The sequence below is a fragment of the Mesorhizobium sp. M00.F.Ca.ET.216.01.1.1 genome (genome assembly GCF_004010325.2).
Taxonomy (GTDB): domain Bacteria; phylum Pseudomonadota; class Alphaproteobacteria; order Rhizobiales; family Rhizobiaceae; genus Mesorhizobium.
In genome coordinates, this window is the sequence record NZ_SADR02000030.1 from 49548 (window position 1) to 66057 (window position 16510).

General features: G+C 61.8%; 13 protein-coding genes. 8 read left to right on the top strand and 5 right to left on the bottom strand.

Annotated elements, in window-relative coordinates; genetic code table 11:
• Positions 1 to 29: 29 nt before the first annotated feature.
• Positions 30 to 2924: a ribonuclease E/G gene (locus EN859_RS29640; RefSeq protein WP_127856188.1), complete on the bottom strand. Its 2895-nt coding sequence runs from the start codon at positions 2922 to 2924 to the stop codon at positions 30 to 32.
• 652 nt (positions 2925 to 3576) lie between these two features.
• On the opposite strand from EN859_RS29640, the gene EN859_RS29645 reads away from it, so the two are divergent.
• The 7 genes from EN859_RS29645 (at position 3577) to EN859_RS29675 (ending at position 11266) form a co-directional block, all read left to right on the top strand.
• Positions 3577 to 4833: an N-acetylmuramoyl-L-alanine amidase gene (locus EN859_RS29645; protein ID WP_127856189.1), complete on the top strand. Its 1257-nt coding sequence runs from the start codon at positions 3577 to 3579 to the stop codon at positions 4831 to 4833.
• Between the two features lie 213 nt (positions 4834 to 5046).
• On the top strand, positions 5047 to 7503 hold the full coding sequence (locus EN859_RS29650; RefSeq protein ID WP_127856190.1) for a penicillin-binding protein 1A: 2457 nt from the start codon (positions 5047 to 5049) through the stop codon (positions 7501 to 7503).
• A gap of 120 nt (positions 7504 to 7623) precedes the next feature.
• Positions 7624 to 8755, top strand: a protein-coding gene (gene prfB / locus EN859_RS29655; RefSeq protein ID WP_127856191.1) for a peptide chain release factor 2 whose coding sequence is annotated in 2 segments (ribosomal slippage) — positions 7624 to 7689 and positions 7691 to 8755 — 1131 coding nt in all. Because the reading frame shifts where the segments join, the coding sequence is not laid out codon by codon here.
• A gap of 51 nt (positions 8756 to 8806) precedes the next feature.
• Positions 8807 to 9247 (top strand): GFA family protein, encoded by a 441-nt coding sequence (locus tag EN859_RS29660; RefSeq protein WP_245525760.1) that lies wholly within the window; start codon positions 8807 to 8809, stop codon positions 9245 to 9247.
• Between the two features lie 319 nt (positions 9248 to 9566).
• On the top strand, positions 9567 to 9941 hold the full coding sequence (locus tag EN859_RS29665; protein ID WP_127856193.1) for a hypothetical protein: 375 nt from the start codon (positions 9567 to 9569) through the stop codon (positions 9939 to 9941).
• A 149-nt stretch (positions 9942 to 10090) separates the two neighbouring features.
• Positions 10091 to 10459: a GFA family protein gene (locus EN859_RS29670; RefSeq protein WP_127856194.1), complete on the top strand. Its 369-nt coding sequence runs from the start codon at positions 10091 to 10093 to the stop codon at positions 10457 to 10459.
• Positions 10460 to 10615: 156 nt separating this feature from the next.
• Complete coding sequence (locus EN859_RS29675) at positions 10616 to 11266, top strand: OmpA family protein (RefSeq protein ID WP_127856195.1); 651 nt, start codon at positions 10616 to 10618, stop codon at positions 11264 to 11266.
• A gap of 86 nt (positions 11267 to 11352) precedes the next feature.
• On the opposite strand, the gene EN859_RS29680 is transcribed toward EN859_RS29675, so the two are convergent.
• A complete protein-coding gene (locus EN859_RS29680) occupies positions 11353 to 11619 on the bottom strand; it encodes a DUF2798 domain-containing protein (RefSeq protein ID WP_127856210.1) in 267 nt (88 codons plus the stop codon).
• A 49-nt stretch (positions 11620 to 11668) separates the two neighbouring features.
• Positions 11669 to 12553, bottom strand: coding sequence for an NmrA/HSCARG family protein (locus tag EN859_RS29685; protein WP_127856196.1), 885 nt, complete (start codon positions 12551 to 12553; stop codon positions 11669 to 11671).
• Between the two features lie 120 nt (positions 12554 to 12673).
• On the opposite strand from EN859_RS29685, the gene EN859_RS29690 reads away from it, so the two are divergent.
• Positions 12674 to 13567: a LysR family transcriptional regulator gene (locus EN859_RS29690; RefSeq protein ID WP_127856197.1), complete on the top strand. Its 894-nt coding sequence runs from the start codon at positions 12674 to 12676 to the stop codon at positions 13565 to 13567.
• 110 nt (positions 13568 to 13677) lie between these two features.
• On the opposite strand, the gene EN859_RS29695 is transcribed toward EN859_RS29690, so the two are convergent.
• On the bottom strand, positions 13678 to 15249 hold the full coding sequence (locus tag EN859_RS29695) for a DEAD/DEAH box helicase (RefSeq protein WP_189502320.1): 1572 nt from the start codon (positions 15247 to 15249) through the stop codon (positions 13678 to 13680).
• Between the two features lie 191 nt (positions 15250 to 15440).
• Complete coding sequence (locus EN859_RS29700; protein ID WP_127856198.1) at positions 15441 to 16214, bottom strand: NAD kinase; 774 nt, start codon at positions 16212 to 16214, stop codon at positions 15441 to 15443.
• Positions 16215 to 16510 lie beyond the last annotated feature (296 nt).

Consider the following 16510-nt stretch of genomic DNA (forward strand, 5'->3'; position numbering starts at 1 on the left):
CAGAAAATCATTCCAAAAAACTGAAAAGCTTAGAAAAAGCCCTTCCGCTGCCACCAGCCGGCACGCTTCGGCTTGTCCTCGGTCTTTGCCTCGTCGGCAACGTTCGAGGAAACCACGGGCACAACCGGGGCATCCACTGCAGCCGGTTTGCGCCGCGCTGGGCGGGCAGTCGCAGGCGCTTCCTTCGTAGGCGCGGCTTCCGCTGTTTCGGCCGGCGCCGCTGCCTCGATAGCGGCTTCCGGAGCTGCCTCGGTTACCGTCTCGGCGACGGCTTCCGCGGCAGCCTTCTTCGGCTTGGCGGCGCGACGCGGCTTTTTCGGCTTCTCGGCGACTGGCGTGTCGTCGTTTGCAGGAGCGAGGGCCACAGGCTCTTCAACCGGTGTTGCCGCTGTCGACTCGATGGAGGCAGGCTCGCCTTCTGAAGTGCCGCCTTCGGACACACCAGCTGACTCGCCGGCACTCGCGCTGATCTCGCCTTCGCCGCGATTGCGCTTGCCGCCGCGCTTGCCGCGCCGGCGCTTCTTGCCCTGACCGTCTTCCGGCGCTTCCGCGGTTGCGGCAGTGCCGATCGCAGCTTCGTCGGCCCCTTCGGCGCTTTCATCGCTTGCGGCCACGGCGACGCCGTCCGCCGGCGCCGTATCGGAAGCAGGGGCGCCATGCTCGCGGTCACCATGCTCGCGATCGCGATCCTTGCCGCCGCGCCGTCTGCGGCGCTTGCGGCGCTTGCGGTCGCGACCGTCGCCGTCCTCGCCGGATCGTGGCTGATGCTGCGGCTGTTGGGCCTGGCGCGGCTGTTCCGCCTGCACCGGAGTTTCGCTCTCCTCCTCTATGGCGATTTCGTCTTCGGGCTCTTCCGGCTCGGCATAGGCCGGCAGTGTCCGTACTTCGACAAAGCCCTCCGGCTTCTCGGCCAGCGCGCCGCGGAAGATCGCATAGTGCTGGGACCCAACCGAATCGTCGGCCTCCAGAGTGATGGTCACGCCGAAGCGGTGTTCAAGCTCCACCAGCGTACTGCGCTTGTGGTTAAGCACGTAGAGCGCGGTCGCCGCCGGTGTCCGCACTGTTATGTGGCTGCGCGAATCCTTGAGCAGGAATTCCTCGATCGCCCGCACCACCATGAGTGCGACAGATGAATCGGACCGCACATGGCCGGTGCCGCCGCAATGCGGGCAAGGCTTCATCGTCGATTCCAGCACGCTGGCGCGGATGCGCTGGCGCGACATCTCCATCAGGCCGAAATGCGAAATGCGGCCGACCTGGATGCGGGCTCTGTCGTTCTTGAGGTGATCCTTCAGCCGCTTCTCGACGGAGCGGTTGTTGCGGTTCTCCTCCATGTCGATGAAGTCGATGACGATCAGGCCGGCGAGGTCGCGCAGCCGGAGCTGCCGGGCGACTTCCTCGGCGGCCTCGAGATTGGTGTGGAGCGCGGTGTCCTCGATCGAGTGCTCCTTGGTCGAGCGGCCCGAATTGACGTCGATGGCGACCAGCGCTTCGGTCTGGTTGATGATGATGTAGCCGCCGCTCTTCAGCGTCACTTGCGGCTGCAGCATGCGGTCGAGCTGGGCCTCGATGCCGTTGCGCACGAAGATCGGCGTGGTGTCACGGAACGGCTGCACGACCTTGGCGTGGCTCGGCATCAGCATGCGCATGAAGTCCTTGGCCTCGCGGTAGCCGTCCTCGCCGGAGACCAGGATCTCGTCGATATCCTTGTTATAAAGGTCGCGCACCGAGCGCTTGATCAGGCTGCCTTCCTCGTAGACCAGGGCAGGTGCCGTAGACTGCAGCGTGAGATTGCGGACGTTTTCCCACAGCCGCATCAGATATTCGTAGTCGCGCTTGATCTCTGCCTTGGTGCGGCTTTCGCCGGCCGTGCGCAGGATGACGCCCATGCCTTGCGGCACTTCGAGATCGGCGACGACCTCTTTCAGCCGCTTGCGGTCCTGGGCGTTGGTGATCTTGCGCGAAATGCCGCCGCCACGCGCCGTGTTCGGCATCAGCACCGAATAGCGGCCGGCAAGCGACAGATAGGTGGTGAGTGCCGCACCCTTGTTGCCGCGCTCTTCCTTGACGACCTGCACCAGAAGGATCTGGCGGCGCTTGATCACTTCCTGGATCTTGTATTGGCGGCGCACCGGCTTGCGACGGTTGCGTACCTCTTCCAGAGCATCCTCGGCGCCGACCGATTCGACCTCGTGGTCGTCCGGGTGCGAGGGCTGCACCTCTTCCAGCATGCCGCGGTCATCGTCGGTGGATGTGGCTTCGCCATTCGGCTCCGCCTGACGCACCGCTTCGGAAATCACATCCGCTTCGATGCTGGCGGCAATCGACGTTGGGCCGCCTTCGGAAGGACTGGTCTCACCATGATCGGCGGCTTCGTCGTGGTGCCCGGCCGTATCGGACGATGTGTCGGCATTTTCGGAAGCCGGGCTTTCGGCGGTGACAGCGTCGCCATTTTCATCGAAATCAGCCGCGCCCGCCTCGGAATCGGCTGCGCCCGCCTCGGAATCGGCTGCGCCCGCGTCGCGCTTGTGTTCGCCGCGGTCACGGTTCTTGCCGCCGCGACGGCGACCGCGCCGTGCGCGATCGCGGCTCTGGTGGTCGTCACCTTCGCTGTCTTCGTCTTCTTCGTCCTGGGCTTCCTGTGCTTCCGCACGCAGCAGCGCCTGACGATCGGCGACAGGGATCTGGTAATAGTCGGGATGTATTTCACTGAAGGCGAGGAAACCGTGACGGTTGCCGCCATATTCGACAAAGGCTGCCTGAAGGGAGGGCTCTACGCGCGTTACGCGGGCTAGGTAGATGTTTCCTTTGAGCTGCTTCTTGTCCTGGGATTCAAAGTCGAATTCTTCAATACGGTTACCGCGAACGACGACAACACGTGTTTCCTCCGGGTGGGAGGCGTCTATCAGCATCTTGTTGGGCATTATTTCGTTTCCTCCCGGCAGCCGCCAGCTGCAGCTTGCGAGGCAATGCCCGCCGCTGTGAGTCTGGATCAATGTGGGTGCCGGACAATTGAACGTCCGCCGGTCGCCGCTTGAGCGCCATGGCGGTGCCGCCCGCAGCCAAAATGGCGCGGTTTGATGCGGACCTTTCCATGATTGCGCTTGTAGCCATCGTCACCAGCAGAACCTTTTGAACCAAAGCCCGGGAAAAACCGGACCAGCTTGTTTGCTCATACAGAGCCGGCGCGGGACAAACCCGGCCGTTTTCCTCACGCAGGCGTTTCCCCCGCCACGGGCGCACACCTGCGAAATTCGTCGCGATCACCTGAAGCCTTTTCGCTTGAAGCGAAAGGAGCCGCCTTTCATCTGACCTGTAGCAGGAAGCTGCGGAGGAAGCGGTTCCAGGATTGCAGTGATCCACCATCGCTTTTATGATTTGACGGCATGGAAGGCAACCCCGATTTCGGATGCCGGCAAAAAGCGGTTCCGTAGGGGAAGCACAGGTCCTGACCCTTGCATGAAAAGGCTTGGTTAACCTTCTCTGTATACCAATCGTTAATCGAGTTCGCGGCCTAACCGGCACTTCGACGAAACGAATGGCGCCGGGCGCCAAACCGGGAGCGACTGGAAAGAGATGGGACTGGCAGTCACCGCAAACAAGGGTCGTTGCGCCGGGGGCCATTTCCTGCACGTTGCCTTTGCCCTTTTCCTGCTGGCGGTTTGCCTGGTTTTTTCGCCAGCATCGCGCGCCGACGTGCCGCTCAGCGCGACCAGCTATAAAATGGCGGGCGACGCCACCAGGATGCGTGTCGTCATGACTTTCGACCGCGAGCCCGACGTCAAATGGTTCCTGCTGCGCGGACCCAATCGTCTGGTCATCGATCTGCCAAGCACGAGATTCGCCATCAACGCCAAGGATGTTAAGCCGCGCGGCCTGGTCAGGGACGTGCGCTACGGCGATCTCGGCGAAGGATCGCGGCTGATCCTCACCGGCAAGGGGCCGTTTGCGATCGACAAGCTCGATGTGCTCAGGAATGACGACGGCAACGGCTACCGTATCGCCATCGATATGTCGGCGGCGTCAGAACGAGAATTCGACGCAGCGCTCGCCAATCAGGCGCTGACAACCGGTTCGACGGTCTCGACCGACAAGGGCGGCAGGGTCGGCACCGGGCCGATCTCCAATCCGGGCCACCGCTTCACGGTCGTCATCGATCCCGGCCATGGCGGCGTCGATGGCGGCGCCGAGGGCCTGAACGGTACCGTCGAGAAGAACGTCACGCTCGCCTTTGCTGCCGAATTGCGGGACAAGCTCGCAGCGGTCGGCAACTATGATGTGTTCATGACGCGCGAGACGGACGAGTTCCTGCGGCTGGACGAGCGCGTGCGTATTGCCCGCCAGCACGAAGCCGACCTGCTCATCTCGATCCACGCCGATACGATCAGCCTCAAGGGCATCCGCGGCGCAACCGTCTACACCGTGTCCGACAAGGCGTCGGACCCCGAGGCACAGGCGCTTGCCGACCGCGAAAATCTCTCCGACCAGTTCGCGGGAATGGAGATCAAGGACGACAGCAAGGAAGTGACCGACATCCTGATCGACCTGATCCGCCGCGAAACCCATAATTTCTCGATGAGCTTTGCCCACACGCTGGTCGGCCAGCTTTCGACCAGCGTCGGCCTTATCAACAATCCGCAGCGTTCGGCCGGCTTCAAGGTGCTGAAGGCACCGGATGTGCCGTCCGTGCTGGTCGAACTCGGTTATCTGTCGAACGCCAAGGACGAAGCGCAGCTGCTCAGCGCCGATTGGCGCGGCAAGGCGGCCCAGAGCATAACCAATGCTGTCGCGCTGTTTGCTTCGGCCAGGGCGGGAAGCGGCACCGGAGGCTGATATAGTCGTCGCCGCCCACAACCAGAAGCAGCGTTGCACGACGACAACACCCGGAGCTATTATTCCCGGCATTGCGAGCCGAATCCCCAGGCTGCCGTATTTTGTCCACATGGTGGCGACATGGGTTTTCCATTGCGGATTGGGACCGTTCCGAATGCTTGCGCGAAAGGCGGCTTCGTTTAGGAAACTCCCGAACCACGGACTGGAGCGGGCATGATTCGTCTCATCGGTTATTTCTTCGGTATCGGCACGACGCTGGCCCTTCTGGTCGCGGCGGGCGTGGCGATCTATATCGGCCATTTGGCGAAGGATCTGCCCGACTACGAGGTTCTGGCCAAGTACGAGCCGCCGGTAACGACCCGCATCCACGCGTCCGACGGGGCGCTGATGGCCGAATATGCGCGCGAGCGGCGACTGTATCTGCCGATCCAGGCGGTCCCGGATCGCGTCAAGGCGGCCTTCCTGTCGGCCGAGGACAAGAATTTCTACAATCACCCCGGCATCGATGTGACCGGCCTCGGTCGTGCGATCATGGTCAATCTGCAGAATTTCGGTTCCGGCAAGCGCCAGGTCGGTGCTTCGACGATCACCCAGCAGGTGGCGAAGAACTTCCTGTTGTCCTCCGACCAGACCTACGAGCGCAAGATCAAGGAGATGATCCTCGCCTTCCGCATCGAGCAGGCCTATTCGAAGGACCGCATTCTCGAGCTCTACCTCAACGAGATATTCTTTGGGTTCGGAGCCTATGGCGTCGCCGGCGCGGCGCTCACCTATTTCGACAAGTCGGTGAACGAACTCACCGTGGCGGAAGCGGCCTATCTGGCTTCCCTGCCGAAGGGTCCCAACAATTACCATCCCTTCAAGCATGCCGACCGCGCTCTTGAGCGCCGCAACTGGGTCATCGACCAGATGGTCGAGAACGGCTACGTCACCCGCGAAGAAGGCGACAAGGCCAAGGCCGAGCCGCTCGGCGTGACGCCGCGCCGCAACGGCAACTATCTGTTCGCGGGCGAATATTTCACCGAGGAAGTGCGCCGCCAGATCATCGCGCGCTATGGCGAGAACGCGCTCTACGAGGGCGGCCTTTCCGTCCGCACGACGATCGACCCGAAGCTGCAGCTCATCGCCCGCAAGTCGATACAGAGCGGCCTGATGAAGTTCGACACGCTGCGCGGCTACCGCGGGCCGGTGACCAACATCGACATATCCGGCGACTGGGGCGTGCCGCTCGGCAAGGTCAAGGGACTGGAGGATGTGCCCGAGTGGTCGCTCGCCGTCGTGCTCGACAGTTCCGCGACCGGCTTGTCGATCGGACTGCAGCCGGCGCGCCAGGCCTCGGGCGAGCTTGTCAAGGAGCGCATCGAAGGCACCGTCAGCAAGGAAGACATGGGTTTCGCCATGCGTCACGTGGTCGACGGCAAGACCGTCAAGGCCAAGTCGCCGGCGGATGTGCTGAAGCCGGGTGACGTCATCTTCGTGCAGAAGAACGACGGTTCTGACGGCACCTACAGCCTGCGCCAGGTTCCGGAAGTGGAAGGCGGCCTGATCGCCATGGATCCGCATACCGGTCGCGTCCTGGCCATGGTCGGCGGGTTCTCCTACGCGCAGTCGGAATTCAACCGCGCGACGCAGGCCATGCGGCAGCCGGGATCCTCGTTCAAGCCGATCGTCTACTCGGCCGCCTTGGACAATGGCTATACGCCGGCCTCGGTGATCATGGACGGACCGATCACCATCCAGAGCGGCAACACGACCTGGACGCCGAAGAACTACGACGGAACGGTCGCGGGGCCGGCGACGTTGCGCTCCGGCATCGAAAAGTCGCGCAATCTGATGACCGTGCGGCTGGCCAACGACATGGGCATGAAGCTGGTCGTGGAATATGCCGAGCGCTTCGGCGTCTATGATCATCTGGCGCCGTATCTGCCGATGGCGCTGGGCTCCGGCGAGACGACGGTGATGCGCATGGTGTCGGCCTATTCGATCATGGCCAATGGCGGCAAGTCGATCAAACCGTCGCTGATCGACCGCATCCAGGATCGCTACGGCAAGACCGTTTTCAAGCAGGACGAGCGTAGCTGCGAAGGCTGCAATGCCACCGAATGGAAGAATCAGCCAGAGCCGGAACTGGTAGACAATTTCGAGCAGGTGCTCGATCCGATGACCGCCTACCAGATCACGTCGATGATGGAGGGCGTCGTGCAGCGCGGCACCGGCGCCACCATCGCCGAGCTTGGCCGTCACATCGCCGGCAAGACGGGAACGACGAACGACGAGAAGGATGCCTGGTTCATCGGCTATACGCCGAATCTCGTCGTCGGCCTCTACATGGGCTATGACCAGCCGAGAGGCCTTGGCAAGGGCGCTACCGGCGGCGGTCTCGCCGCGCCGATCTTCAAGGACTTCATGCGCGTGGCGCTGGACGGTACGACCAACGTCGATTTCCAGGTTCCGGAAGGCATGAAACTGATCGCGATCAATCGCAAGACCGGCATGCGGGCAGCCGAAGGCGAGCCGGGCACCATCATCGAGGCCTTCAAGCCAGGCACCGGGCCTGCCGACAGTTATTGGGTGATCGGCATGGGCGCCGACGGCTCCAATGGTGCTGGCGGACCGCTGTCGCCGCAAGCCACGCAGGCTATCCAGTCGGGCGGCGGCGGGCTGTATTAACGACATCAACATTGAAGTTGCCGGTCAGACCATGGTCTGGCCGGCCCGTTTCGCTTTACATGTGGCGATGCCGTCCCTATGTATCGCGCCGACTCAGCAAACAGGATCGAACAGCCAGCCATGCGCGCGGAAACGCAGAATATTGTCGACGAAATCAGGCAGGCGATAACCCTGCTGAGGAGGCATCTTTGACTGGGATCAGGCCATAAAGCGGCTTGAATACCTGAATGTGCGTGCCGAGGATTCCAGCCTGTGGAACGAGCCGCTGGAAGCGCAGAAGCTGATGCGCGAGCGCCAGGGCCTCGAAGAGGGCATCGCGGCGGTCAAAGGCCTGACCCAGGCGCTCGAAGACAATATCGGCCTGATCGAGCTTGGCGAGGAAGAAGGCGACGAGAGCGTCATCGCGGAGGCAGAAGCGGCGATCCGCTCGATGCGCGGCGAAGCGAAGGCCCGGCAGATCGAGACGCTGTTGTCGGGAGAGGCCGACGCCAACGACACCTATCTCGAAGTCCATGCCGGCGCTGGCGGCACCGAGAGCCAGGACTGGGCTTCGATGCTTCTGCGCATGTATACGCGCTGGGCAGAGCGGCGCCGCTTCAAGGTCGAAGTGCTGGAAGTGCACGACGGCGAAGAGGCCGGCATCAAGTCCGCTACCTTGCTGATCAAGGGCCATAACGCCTATGGCTGGCTGAAGACGGAATCGGGCGTCCATCGTCTCGTGCGCATTTCGCCCTATGACAGCAATGCGCGCCGCCATACTTCCTTCGCTAGCGTCTGGGTCTATCCGGTGATCGACGAGACGATCGAGATCGATGTCTCCGAATCGGATGTCCGCATCGACACCTACCGCTCGTCGGGATCGGGCGGCCAGCACGTCAACACCACCGATTCGGCAGTCCGCATCACCCATCTTGCCACCGGCATAGCGGTTGCCTGCCAGGCCGAGCGCTCGCAGCATAAGAACAAGGCGAAGGCCTGGGAGATGCTGCGCTCGCGGCTTTACGAGGAAGAGCTGAAGAAGCGTGAAGCGGTTGCGAATGCCACCGAGGCGTCGAAGAGCGACATCGGCTGGGGTCATCAGATCCGCTCCTACGTGCTGCAGCCTTATCAGCTGGTGAAGGACCTGCGCACCGGCGTCGAGAGCACCAGCCCGTCGAGCGTGCTCGACGGCGACCTGGACGATTTCATGGAAGCCTCGCTGTCGCAGCGCATCGAGGGCGGCGCGGGCGAAGTGGTGGCGGATCTGGACTAAAACACCCAGACAGCTTCGATGCTAACCGTGATCGCCGGGAAGGAGGAGCCTGTGACAAAGCCGGAATATGCAAGCGATCGCAAGCTTGCCGGCAGATGCCTATGCGGTGCCGTCCAATATGAGGTGGCGGACGAATTCGCTTATGCCGCGAATTGCCACTGCTCGAACTGCCGCCGCACGACGGGCTCGGCCTTCAAGCCCTTCGCCGGCATCGGGCGCGAGAAGCTTCACCTCACCAAGGGTGACGACAAGCTGATGATCTTCGGCGACGAAAGCGGCAACGACACGCACTGCAAGTTGTGCGGCTCGTTGCTCTACTCGCTGGTTCGTGATGGTACTTTCGTCCATGTCGCCATGGGGACGCTCGTCGACGACCCGAGCATCCGGCCGGCCCAGCACATCTTCGTCGGTTCCAAGGCGCCGTGGTTCACCATCACCGATGACCTGCCGCAGTATCAAGAGCACGTGATCGCCGGGCCTGTCAGCGCATAGGCTGGAACCACTCTGAGGTGAATCTCGTTATTTGCGATCCCGTCTGCCGTCGGTTGGCTACGCCAAACCAGCCGGCAGAGAGTTCCGGCTGCAGACGTCGGCGTTTCTGGCTGCGACACCGTGCACGCGGCAATTCGTTGCATGCACGCAGCAGTCTGTTGCGCCGTCCCAGGAATCAGCCCAGCATCCAAGGGCTGGGGAGAAAAGCATTTATGGCCTGACGCGGCGTATCTGCGACCTGACGATCCGGCCACTGGGAAGACACGTTCTTGGAACGGGCAAGCAAATCGCTTGATCCTCGTTTGAAAGGAATGTCTCCATGTCTGCTGCCACGTCCGGATCGGCCAAGGCCGTTCAATCGGTTGGCCGACTCCTCTCTACCCTGTTCGCAGCCGGAATGATCGCGGTGCTGTCGGCACCTGCGTTTGCGCACGATGCCACGCCAACAGCGGCGATGCCGCAAGGCTGGAGTTATCCATTCTCCTGCTGTTCGGGCTACGATTGCCGCGAGGTATCGCAGACGTCGATCAGCGAGCGCCCTGAGGGCTATGTCATCAAGGGTACGGGAGAGGTGGTGGCCTATAGCGACAAGCGGATCAAGAATTCGCCCGATGGCGAATATCACTGGTGTTCCGTCGCCGGTGCCAATGACGGAAAGACCATCTGCCTGTTCGTGCCGCCACCGTCGTATTAGGACACAACAACTGGGGTGTGCAGAGGAATGCCCTGACATTTTTGACTTTGTGCATGGCGGGCGAGCCAGCCTGCCGACAGGTGGTTGCCAGGAAAGCCTCTTTATGTTGCCTTGCCTACGGACGGCGGGCAACGGAGAGGAATTCGCTCATGACCATCAAGGCAAGCTGTCACTGCAAGGCAACGACATTCGAGGTTTCTGAAGCACCGCAAACCGTGACGCAATGTACCTGCTCCTTCTGCTCCAAGCGCGGTTCGCTGTGGGCCTACTACACCCCCTCGCAGTTCAAGCTCACCAGTCCGCTCAAGAACGTATCTTTCTACCGGTGGGGATCGAAAACCATTAAACATGGTTTTTGCGCCACCTGCGGCTGCGGCACGTTTACCGAGACGCCGGACTGGTCGACCGGCGAACCGGATTTCGACAATCCGAAGATCAGCGTGAATTCACGGCTATTCGACGATTTCGACCTCGACAACGTCGAGGTGGTCGTTATCGACGGCAAGAATCTCTGGTAGCCCGTCGGGCCGTCATCGAGGCGCGACATTTGGGTTGGGGAAAGCTCAGCCGGCCGCTTTTCTGGTTCCGTTTTTCGCCGCATTTCATGCTACAAGGCCTGGGAAGGGCTGATATGGCGCGGTCGAAGCGGCCGCGGTTTGGAGAGGGACGATCCTATGAAAAAGACTGTGCTCGTCGTCGTGGCGACGGCTGTGCTTGTGAGTGCCTGCACCACCACCGACCCGTACACTGGACAGCAGAAAGTTTCCAATACAGCTGCCGGTGCCGGCCTCGGCGCGCTGGCGGGTGCAGGTCTCGGCCTGCTTGCCGGCGGCAACGACCGCCGCAATGCGCTGATCGGCGCGGGCATAGGTGCGCTTGCCGGTGGCGCCATCGGCGCCACGATGGACCAGAACGAAGCCGAGCTGCGCAGGCAGCTTCAGGGCACCGGCGTCAGCGTCACCCGCACCGGCGACCAGATCATCCTCAACATGCCGTCCGACATCACCTTCAACGTCGACCAAGATGCGGTGAAGCCCGGCTTCTACCCGGTGCTGAATTCTGTGGCGCTGGTGCTGAACAAGTTCCGGCAGACCACGGTCGACGTCTTTGGCCATACCGATTCGACCGGCGGCGACGAGCATAATTTCGATTTGTCGCAGCGTCGCGCGCTGGCGGTCGCCAATTATCTGTCAGGACAGGGCGTCGATTCCCGCCGCTTCGCTGTCACCGGCTTCGGCGAGACGCGTCCGATTGCGTCAAACGCAACGACGGCTGGCCGCGCCCAGAACCGGCGCGTCGAAATCCAGCTTTCGCCGCTCACCTGAGCAAGATCACGATTCCGGCCGCAGCAAGCCGGTATTGAACATGGAAACGGCCTCATATGGGGCCGTTTCCATGGGCGTATTCCGGGTCAGGAGCGGGCCGGCTGATCGACAATTACCGCGACGATCCGGCGCACGATCGGAAGGACAATCAGCAGGCTCGGAAACGCAACAAGCCATGATGCCCCCCATGCATACGACCAGGTCGCCACGAAACCGCTCGTCCAGCCCGTGCCGATTGCCGTCGAAACCGCCGAGACAATGCAAGACATGAGGATTGAGAGAACGAACGGCATCACCACTACGCTGGATGAAGACGGCAATTTTCTCAATCTCAAAACCTTATCCCGTGACATGAAAAATCTCCTTGTCAGAAAATGTGCGTACGCGCCGTCGCGAGCGCCATCAGGCGACATATGCCGTCTGCAGGGCCAGTTCCCGAATAAAGCTTCGTAACGAACGCGGCTCCCGGCCCAAGGCGGCGTGCAACGTCAGGCTGTTTCCGCCGAGGCCAAATTGGGCATAGTGGTCATGTACTTTGGCCAGCAAATGCATCTGGCGGTCGCTGTAGGGAAGACGGGCATTCGCCGCCCACTCGCCAAATGTCGGCTCGCCAGCAGAGATCGGGCGGCCAAGTTCCTCACTCATCATCGAGACGATGTCTTCGCGGCTGTGCATACCGGCGCACAGTTCAAGCGTCGCATAGGACAGTCGCGCTTCGGTCAACGCGATCGCCGCCAGTTCAGCGACATCGCGGTAATCGACACGCGCCACCTTCGCTGTCTTTGGAAACGGTTCCGAGAAGATGCCATGCTCGACAACGGACGGCCAAGCTGCTCCGATATTCTGCATGAAATTGACAGGGTGCAGGATGGTATATTCCATGTTCGTCGAGTAGAGAGCAGCTTCGACCGGCACCTTGCTCGCGTGGTTTTCCAGGCTTGTATTGGTAGGCTGGATCACTGACGAGAAGACGAATTTTCGAACACCTGCGCGGCTTGCCGCTTCAACCATGGCAATACCCATCGCAGCCTCATCGGGAGCAAAAGCCGGCCCGATGTGAAAGACCCCGTCAACGCCCTCGACGGCGCTTTCGAGGCTCTGACGATTGCGCAAATCTCCGGTCGCAACCTCCGATGCCCCGAGCTTCCTGGCCTTTTCGACGTTCGCGGGGTGGTCGCGAACGAGCGCCCGAACACTGGCATTGCGGCAGACAAGTTCCGGCACGACAAGTCCGGCAAATCGGCCTGTGGCGCCAACAACCAGGACGGTTGGATTGGGTGCTCGCATGACAATTCCCTTTCATCAAGCTTGCCCTTTCGGAATCTCTTGCAGGGAAAATAAAAGCTCGCGAACCGCGTTACAATTACTCGGCTTTGCGATAATTTCTCTCGATTTTCGGGAGAATTTATGAGCCGGATAGATGATTTTGAAGCCTTCATCGCAGTCGTCGAGCAGGGAAGCCTGACGGCTGCCGCACGCCGACTGAACCGCTCACTGCAGTCGATCAGCCGGTCCTTGGCGACGCTGGAAGAATCCGTCGGGGTCGAGCTTGTGCATCGGACAACGCGCCGCTCGACGCCGAGCGAAGTCGGAGCGGCCTTTTTCCAGCGCATCAAACCCGCCATCGACGAAATAAACGAAGCAAGACTTGAAGCGGCCAACCAGCAACTGGAGCCGTCGGGCATTCTGCGTGTGAGTGCACCGGTTCTGTTCGGCCCGGATTTCGTCGTACCTGTCATCGCCGACTACATGCGGATGTATCCTCGGGTCGAGGTCGATCTCCAGCTTTCCGATGGATTTGTCGACCTCGGCGCCGAAGGCCTCGATCTGGCAATACGGATCGGCAATTTGCCGGACTCCAGCTTGCGGGCCAAACGTCTGGGGGCGTTGCGGCGCGTCGTGTTCGGCGCCCCCTCCTACTTTCGACACCGCGGCCGGCCGGCCCATCCCTTTGAACTGAGCGAGCATAACTGCATCGTTCGAACCGTCGATGAGCGTTCAGGCGAATGGATGTTTCAGATTGAAGGCAAGCCTCGGGCGGTGAAAGTCGCCGGCACTTTTCGGTCCAATTTGATGATATCGATTTATGCAGCCGCGGCCCAGGGATTGGGCCTGGGCTACTCGCCACTTTGGCAGATAAGGCATCTGGTGGATGATGGCCGCGTCGAACTGGTTTTGACGGAATTCGAGCCGTTGCCGGTGCCGATCCACGCCCTGTGGCCGCAAGGCAGGTCGTCTTCCGCCAAGGTCCGCACGTTTCTGGATATGCTGGCGTCCCGCCTGGATCTCAAAAATCTGTAGCCATTGCAGGCCGTTGTGCCGGAACCCTCTGCACACCCCGGGATCAAGCCCGAGCCCAGACCTTGGGCGATGCATTAGCGCGTCCGTTTTGGACGCGCGGCGCTGCGGTGTCAGACCTTGGCGACGATTCGCATGAAGGCCGGCATATCGTCGCCGAAGCCGACGGTGGTGTCGTTATCTTCCTGACGATGGCGGGCAGGGCGGTCGCGCTGCGGCTTGGTGTCGCCACGTTCCGGCGCACGCTGTTCGTTGCGGTCGGGAGAAGCCTTGCGTTCGGTGTTTTCGGACCGGATCGCCTGCTTGCGTGCGCGCCGCTCGCCGATATCGCTGACTGCGGTCTCGGCGGCCGGCTGCTCTTCGCGCGTATCCGGCGCCGCGTCGTCGCTGTGCATGGCGTGGCGTTCGCGCGGTTTGCGTTCGCCCTTGTCCTTGCGGTCATCGTCCTTGCGGCCGGCGCGACGCGGCGCACCACGGCCACGGCGGGGAGCATCATCCTCGCCCTCGCTGGCAACGACCGTCGACAGGTCGCCGTCATGCCACTCGATCTTTGTGCCGATCAGCCGCTCGATGGCGTCGATGTATTTGGTGTCCGACTTGGTCGCGATGGTGAAGGACTTGCCGGAACGTCCGGCGCGGCCGGTGCGACCGATGCGATGGACATAATCCTCGGCGTGGATCGGCACGTCGTAATTGAAGACATGGCTGACATCGGGGATGTCGAGGCCGCGCGCCGCGACATCCGAGGCGACGAGGTAACGCAGCTTGCCGTCGCGGAAATTGGCCAGCATCTGCATGCGCGCACGCTGGTCCATGTCGCCATGCAGGGCGCCGGCGTCGAAATCATATTTCAGCAGCGAGCGGAACAGCTCCGATACCTCGATCTTGCGGTTGCAAAAGATGATGGCGTTCTTCAGTTCTTCGTCTTCGGCCTTGATCAGATTGCGCAGCGTCTCGCGCTTGTCCCAGGGTTTTGGGCCGGACTTGACCAGCCGCTGGGTGATATTGGTGGCGGCGGACGCGGCTTTCGAAACCTCGACACGCACCGGTGCGTGCAGGAATTTCTCGGTGAGCTTGGTGATTTCCGGCGGCATTGTCGCCGAGAAGAACAGCGTTTGCCGTGTGAACGGGATCATCTCGCAGATACGCTCGATGTCAGGGATGAAACCCATGTCGAGCATGCGGTCGGCCTCGTCGATGACGAGGATCTCGACGCCGTTGAGCAGAAGCTTGCCGCGCTCGCGATGGTCGAGCAGGCGGCCGGGCGTCGCGATCAGCACGTCGGCGCCGCGCTCCAGCTTCTTGTCCTGCTCGTCGAAGGACACGCCACCGATCAGGAGTGCGATGTTGAGCTTGTGATTCTTGCCGTATTTGACGAAGTTTTCCTCGACCTGCGCGGCAAGCTCACGCGTCGGCTCCAGGATCAACGTGCGCGGCATGCGGGCGCGGGCGCGGCCCTTTTCCAGCCGGGTGAGCATTGGCAGCACGAACGAAGCGGTCTTGCCGGTGCCGGTTTGGGCGATGCCCAGCACGTCCTTGCCAAGCAAGGCGTGCGGGATAGCGCCGGACTGGATCGGCGTCGGCTCGGTGTAGCCAGCGTCAGTAACTGCGGAAAGGACCTTCGGCGACAGGCCAAGGTCTGCGAAGGTCAACGCTTCTTGAGCGATGTGGGTGTCTGAGGACAATTCTGAGTGTCTTTGGCTGTTCGGGGAAGCGCAACGTCAATCGTCGCGGCAAGCGCCACGCGCTTGCAAGATTGGTATTGCAGTTAGGAGCAAGTCCGCGATTTGTCAACAGAAACGGGCGGGAATGGCACGATTGTGAAGTCGTAACCTTAATCGCGATACTTAATCGAGCCATAGGTCGTTACGCCGGCTCAGTAGCGGAACTGTTCGGCGAGAATGCGTTCGTTCCACGAGTGGTTGGGATCAAACAGCAGCGTCGCGGTCGTCGTCGGCGATTCCCGCACCGTGACCGAGGTCACTGCCTTGACCTCGGTGTGGTCGGCGGCGGCGTTCACCGGCCGCTTTTCCGGCTCCAGAATGTCGAAACGGACGGTCGCCTTGTTGGAGAGCAGCGCGCCGCGCCAACGCCGGGGACGGAACGGACTGACCGGGGTCAGCGCCAGCAACGGCGCGTCGAGCGGCAGGATCGGCCCGTGCGCGGACAGATTGTAGGCGGTCGAACCGGCCGGAGTCGCGATCATGACGCCGTCGCAGTGCAATTCTTCCATTCGTACCTGCTCATCCACGGTAATGCGGATTTTTGCCGTCTGATAGGACTGGCGCCACAGCGCTACCTCGTTAATCGCCAGCGCCGACATCGTCTCGCCTTCTTGCGTCACTGCCAGCATCTCGAGCGGACGGATCGTTTCGGCGATGGCCGCCGCGATGCGCTCGGTCAAGCCGCCGGCGCGGTATTCGTTCATCAGGAAGCCGATGGTGCCACGGTTCATGCCGTAGACCTTCTTTCCCGTGCTCATCGTCTCGCGCAGGGTCTGTAGCAGAAAGCCGTCGCCACCGAGCGCAACGACAATCTCCGCCTCTTCGACGGATCTCTGCCCATAGCGCGCCGACAGGCTCTCCAGCGCCGCCTTGGCGTCGGCTGTATCGGACGAGACGAAGGCGAAACGGCTGGCGGCTTTGCTCATGGCTCCCCGATGGTGACCGGTCGGCGGCGACCGGTTGGCGTGCGCCGGGGTAGCATGGGAGCGCAAATCTGCAAAGGGAGGCGTTGACCTGTTCGGCGACACATCGCCGGGACGAAATCCCGGTCAGCGGCTCGCACTTCATGTCGCATCACAAGCGAATGTGATGGTTAAGACCAGGCTTAAGCTCTCGTAAAGCCGGATCGGTCATGTTAGCCGGCAGTGGATGGGCGGCGTGGGGGCTAGCCAGTCGAGACCTGTCTATTGCCGGTGACACGCCTGATTATTGTCTTCCTGAT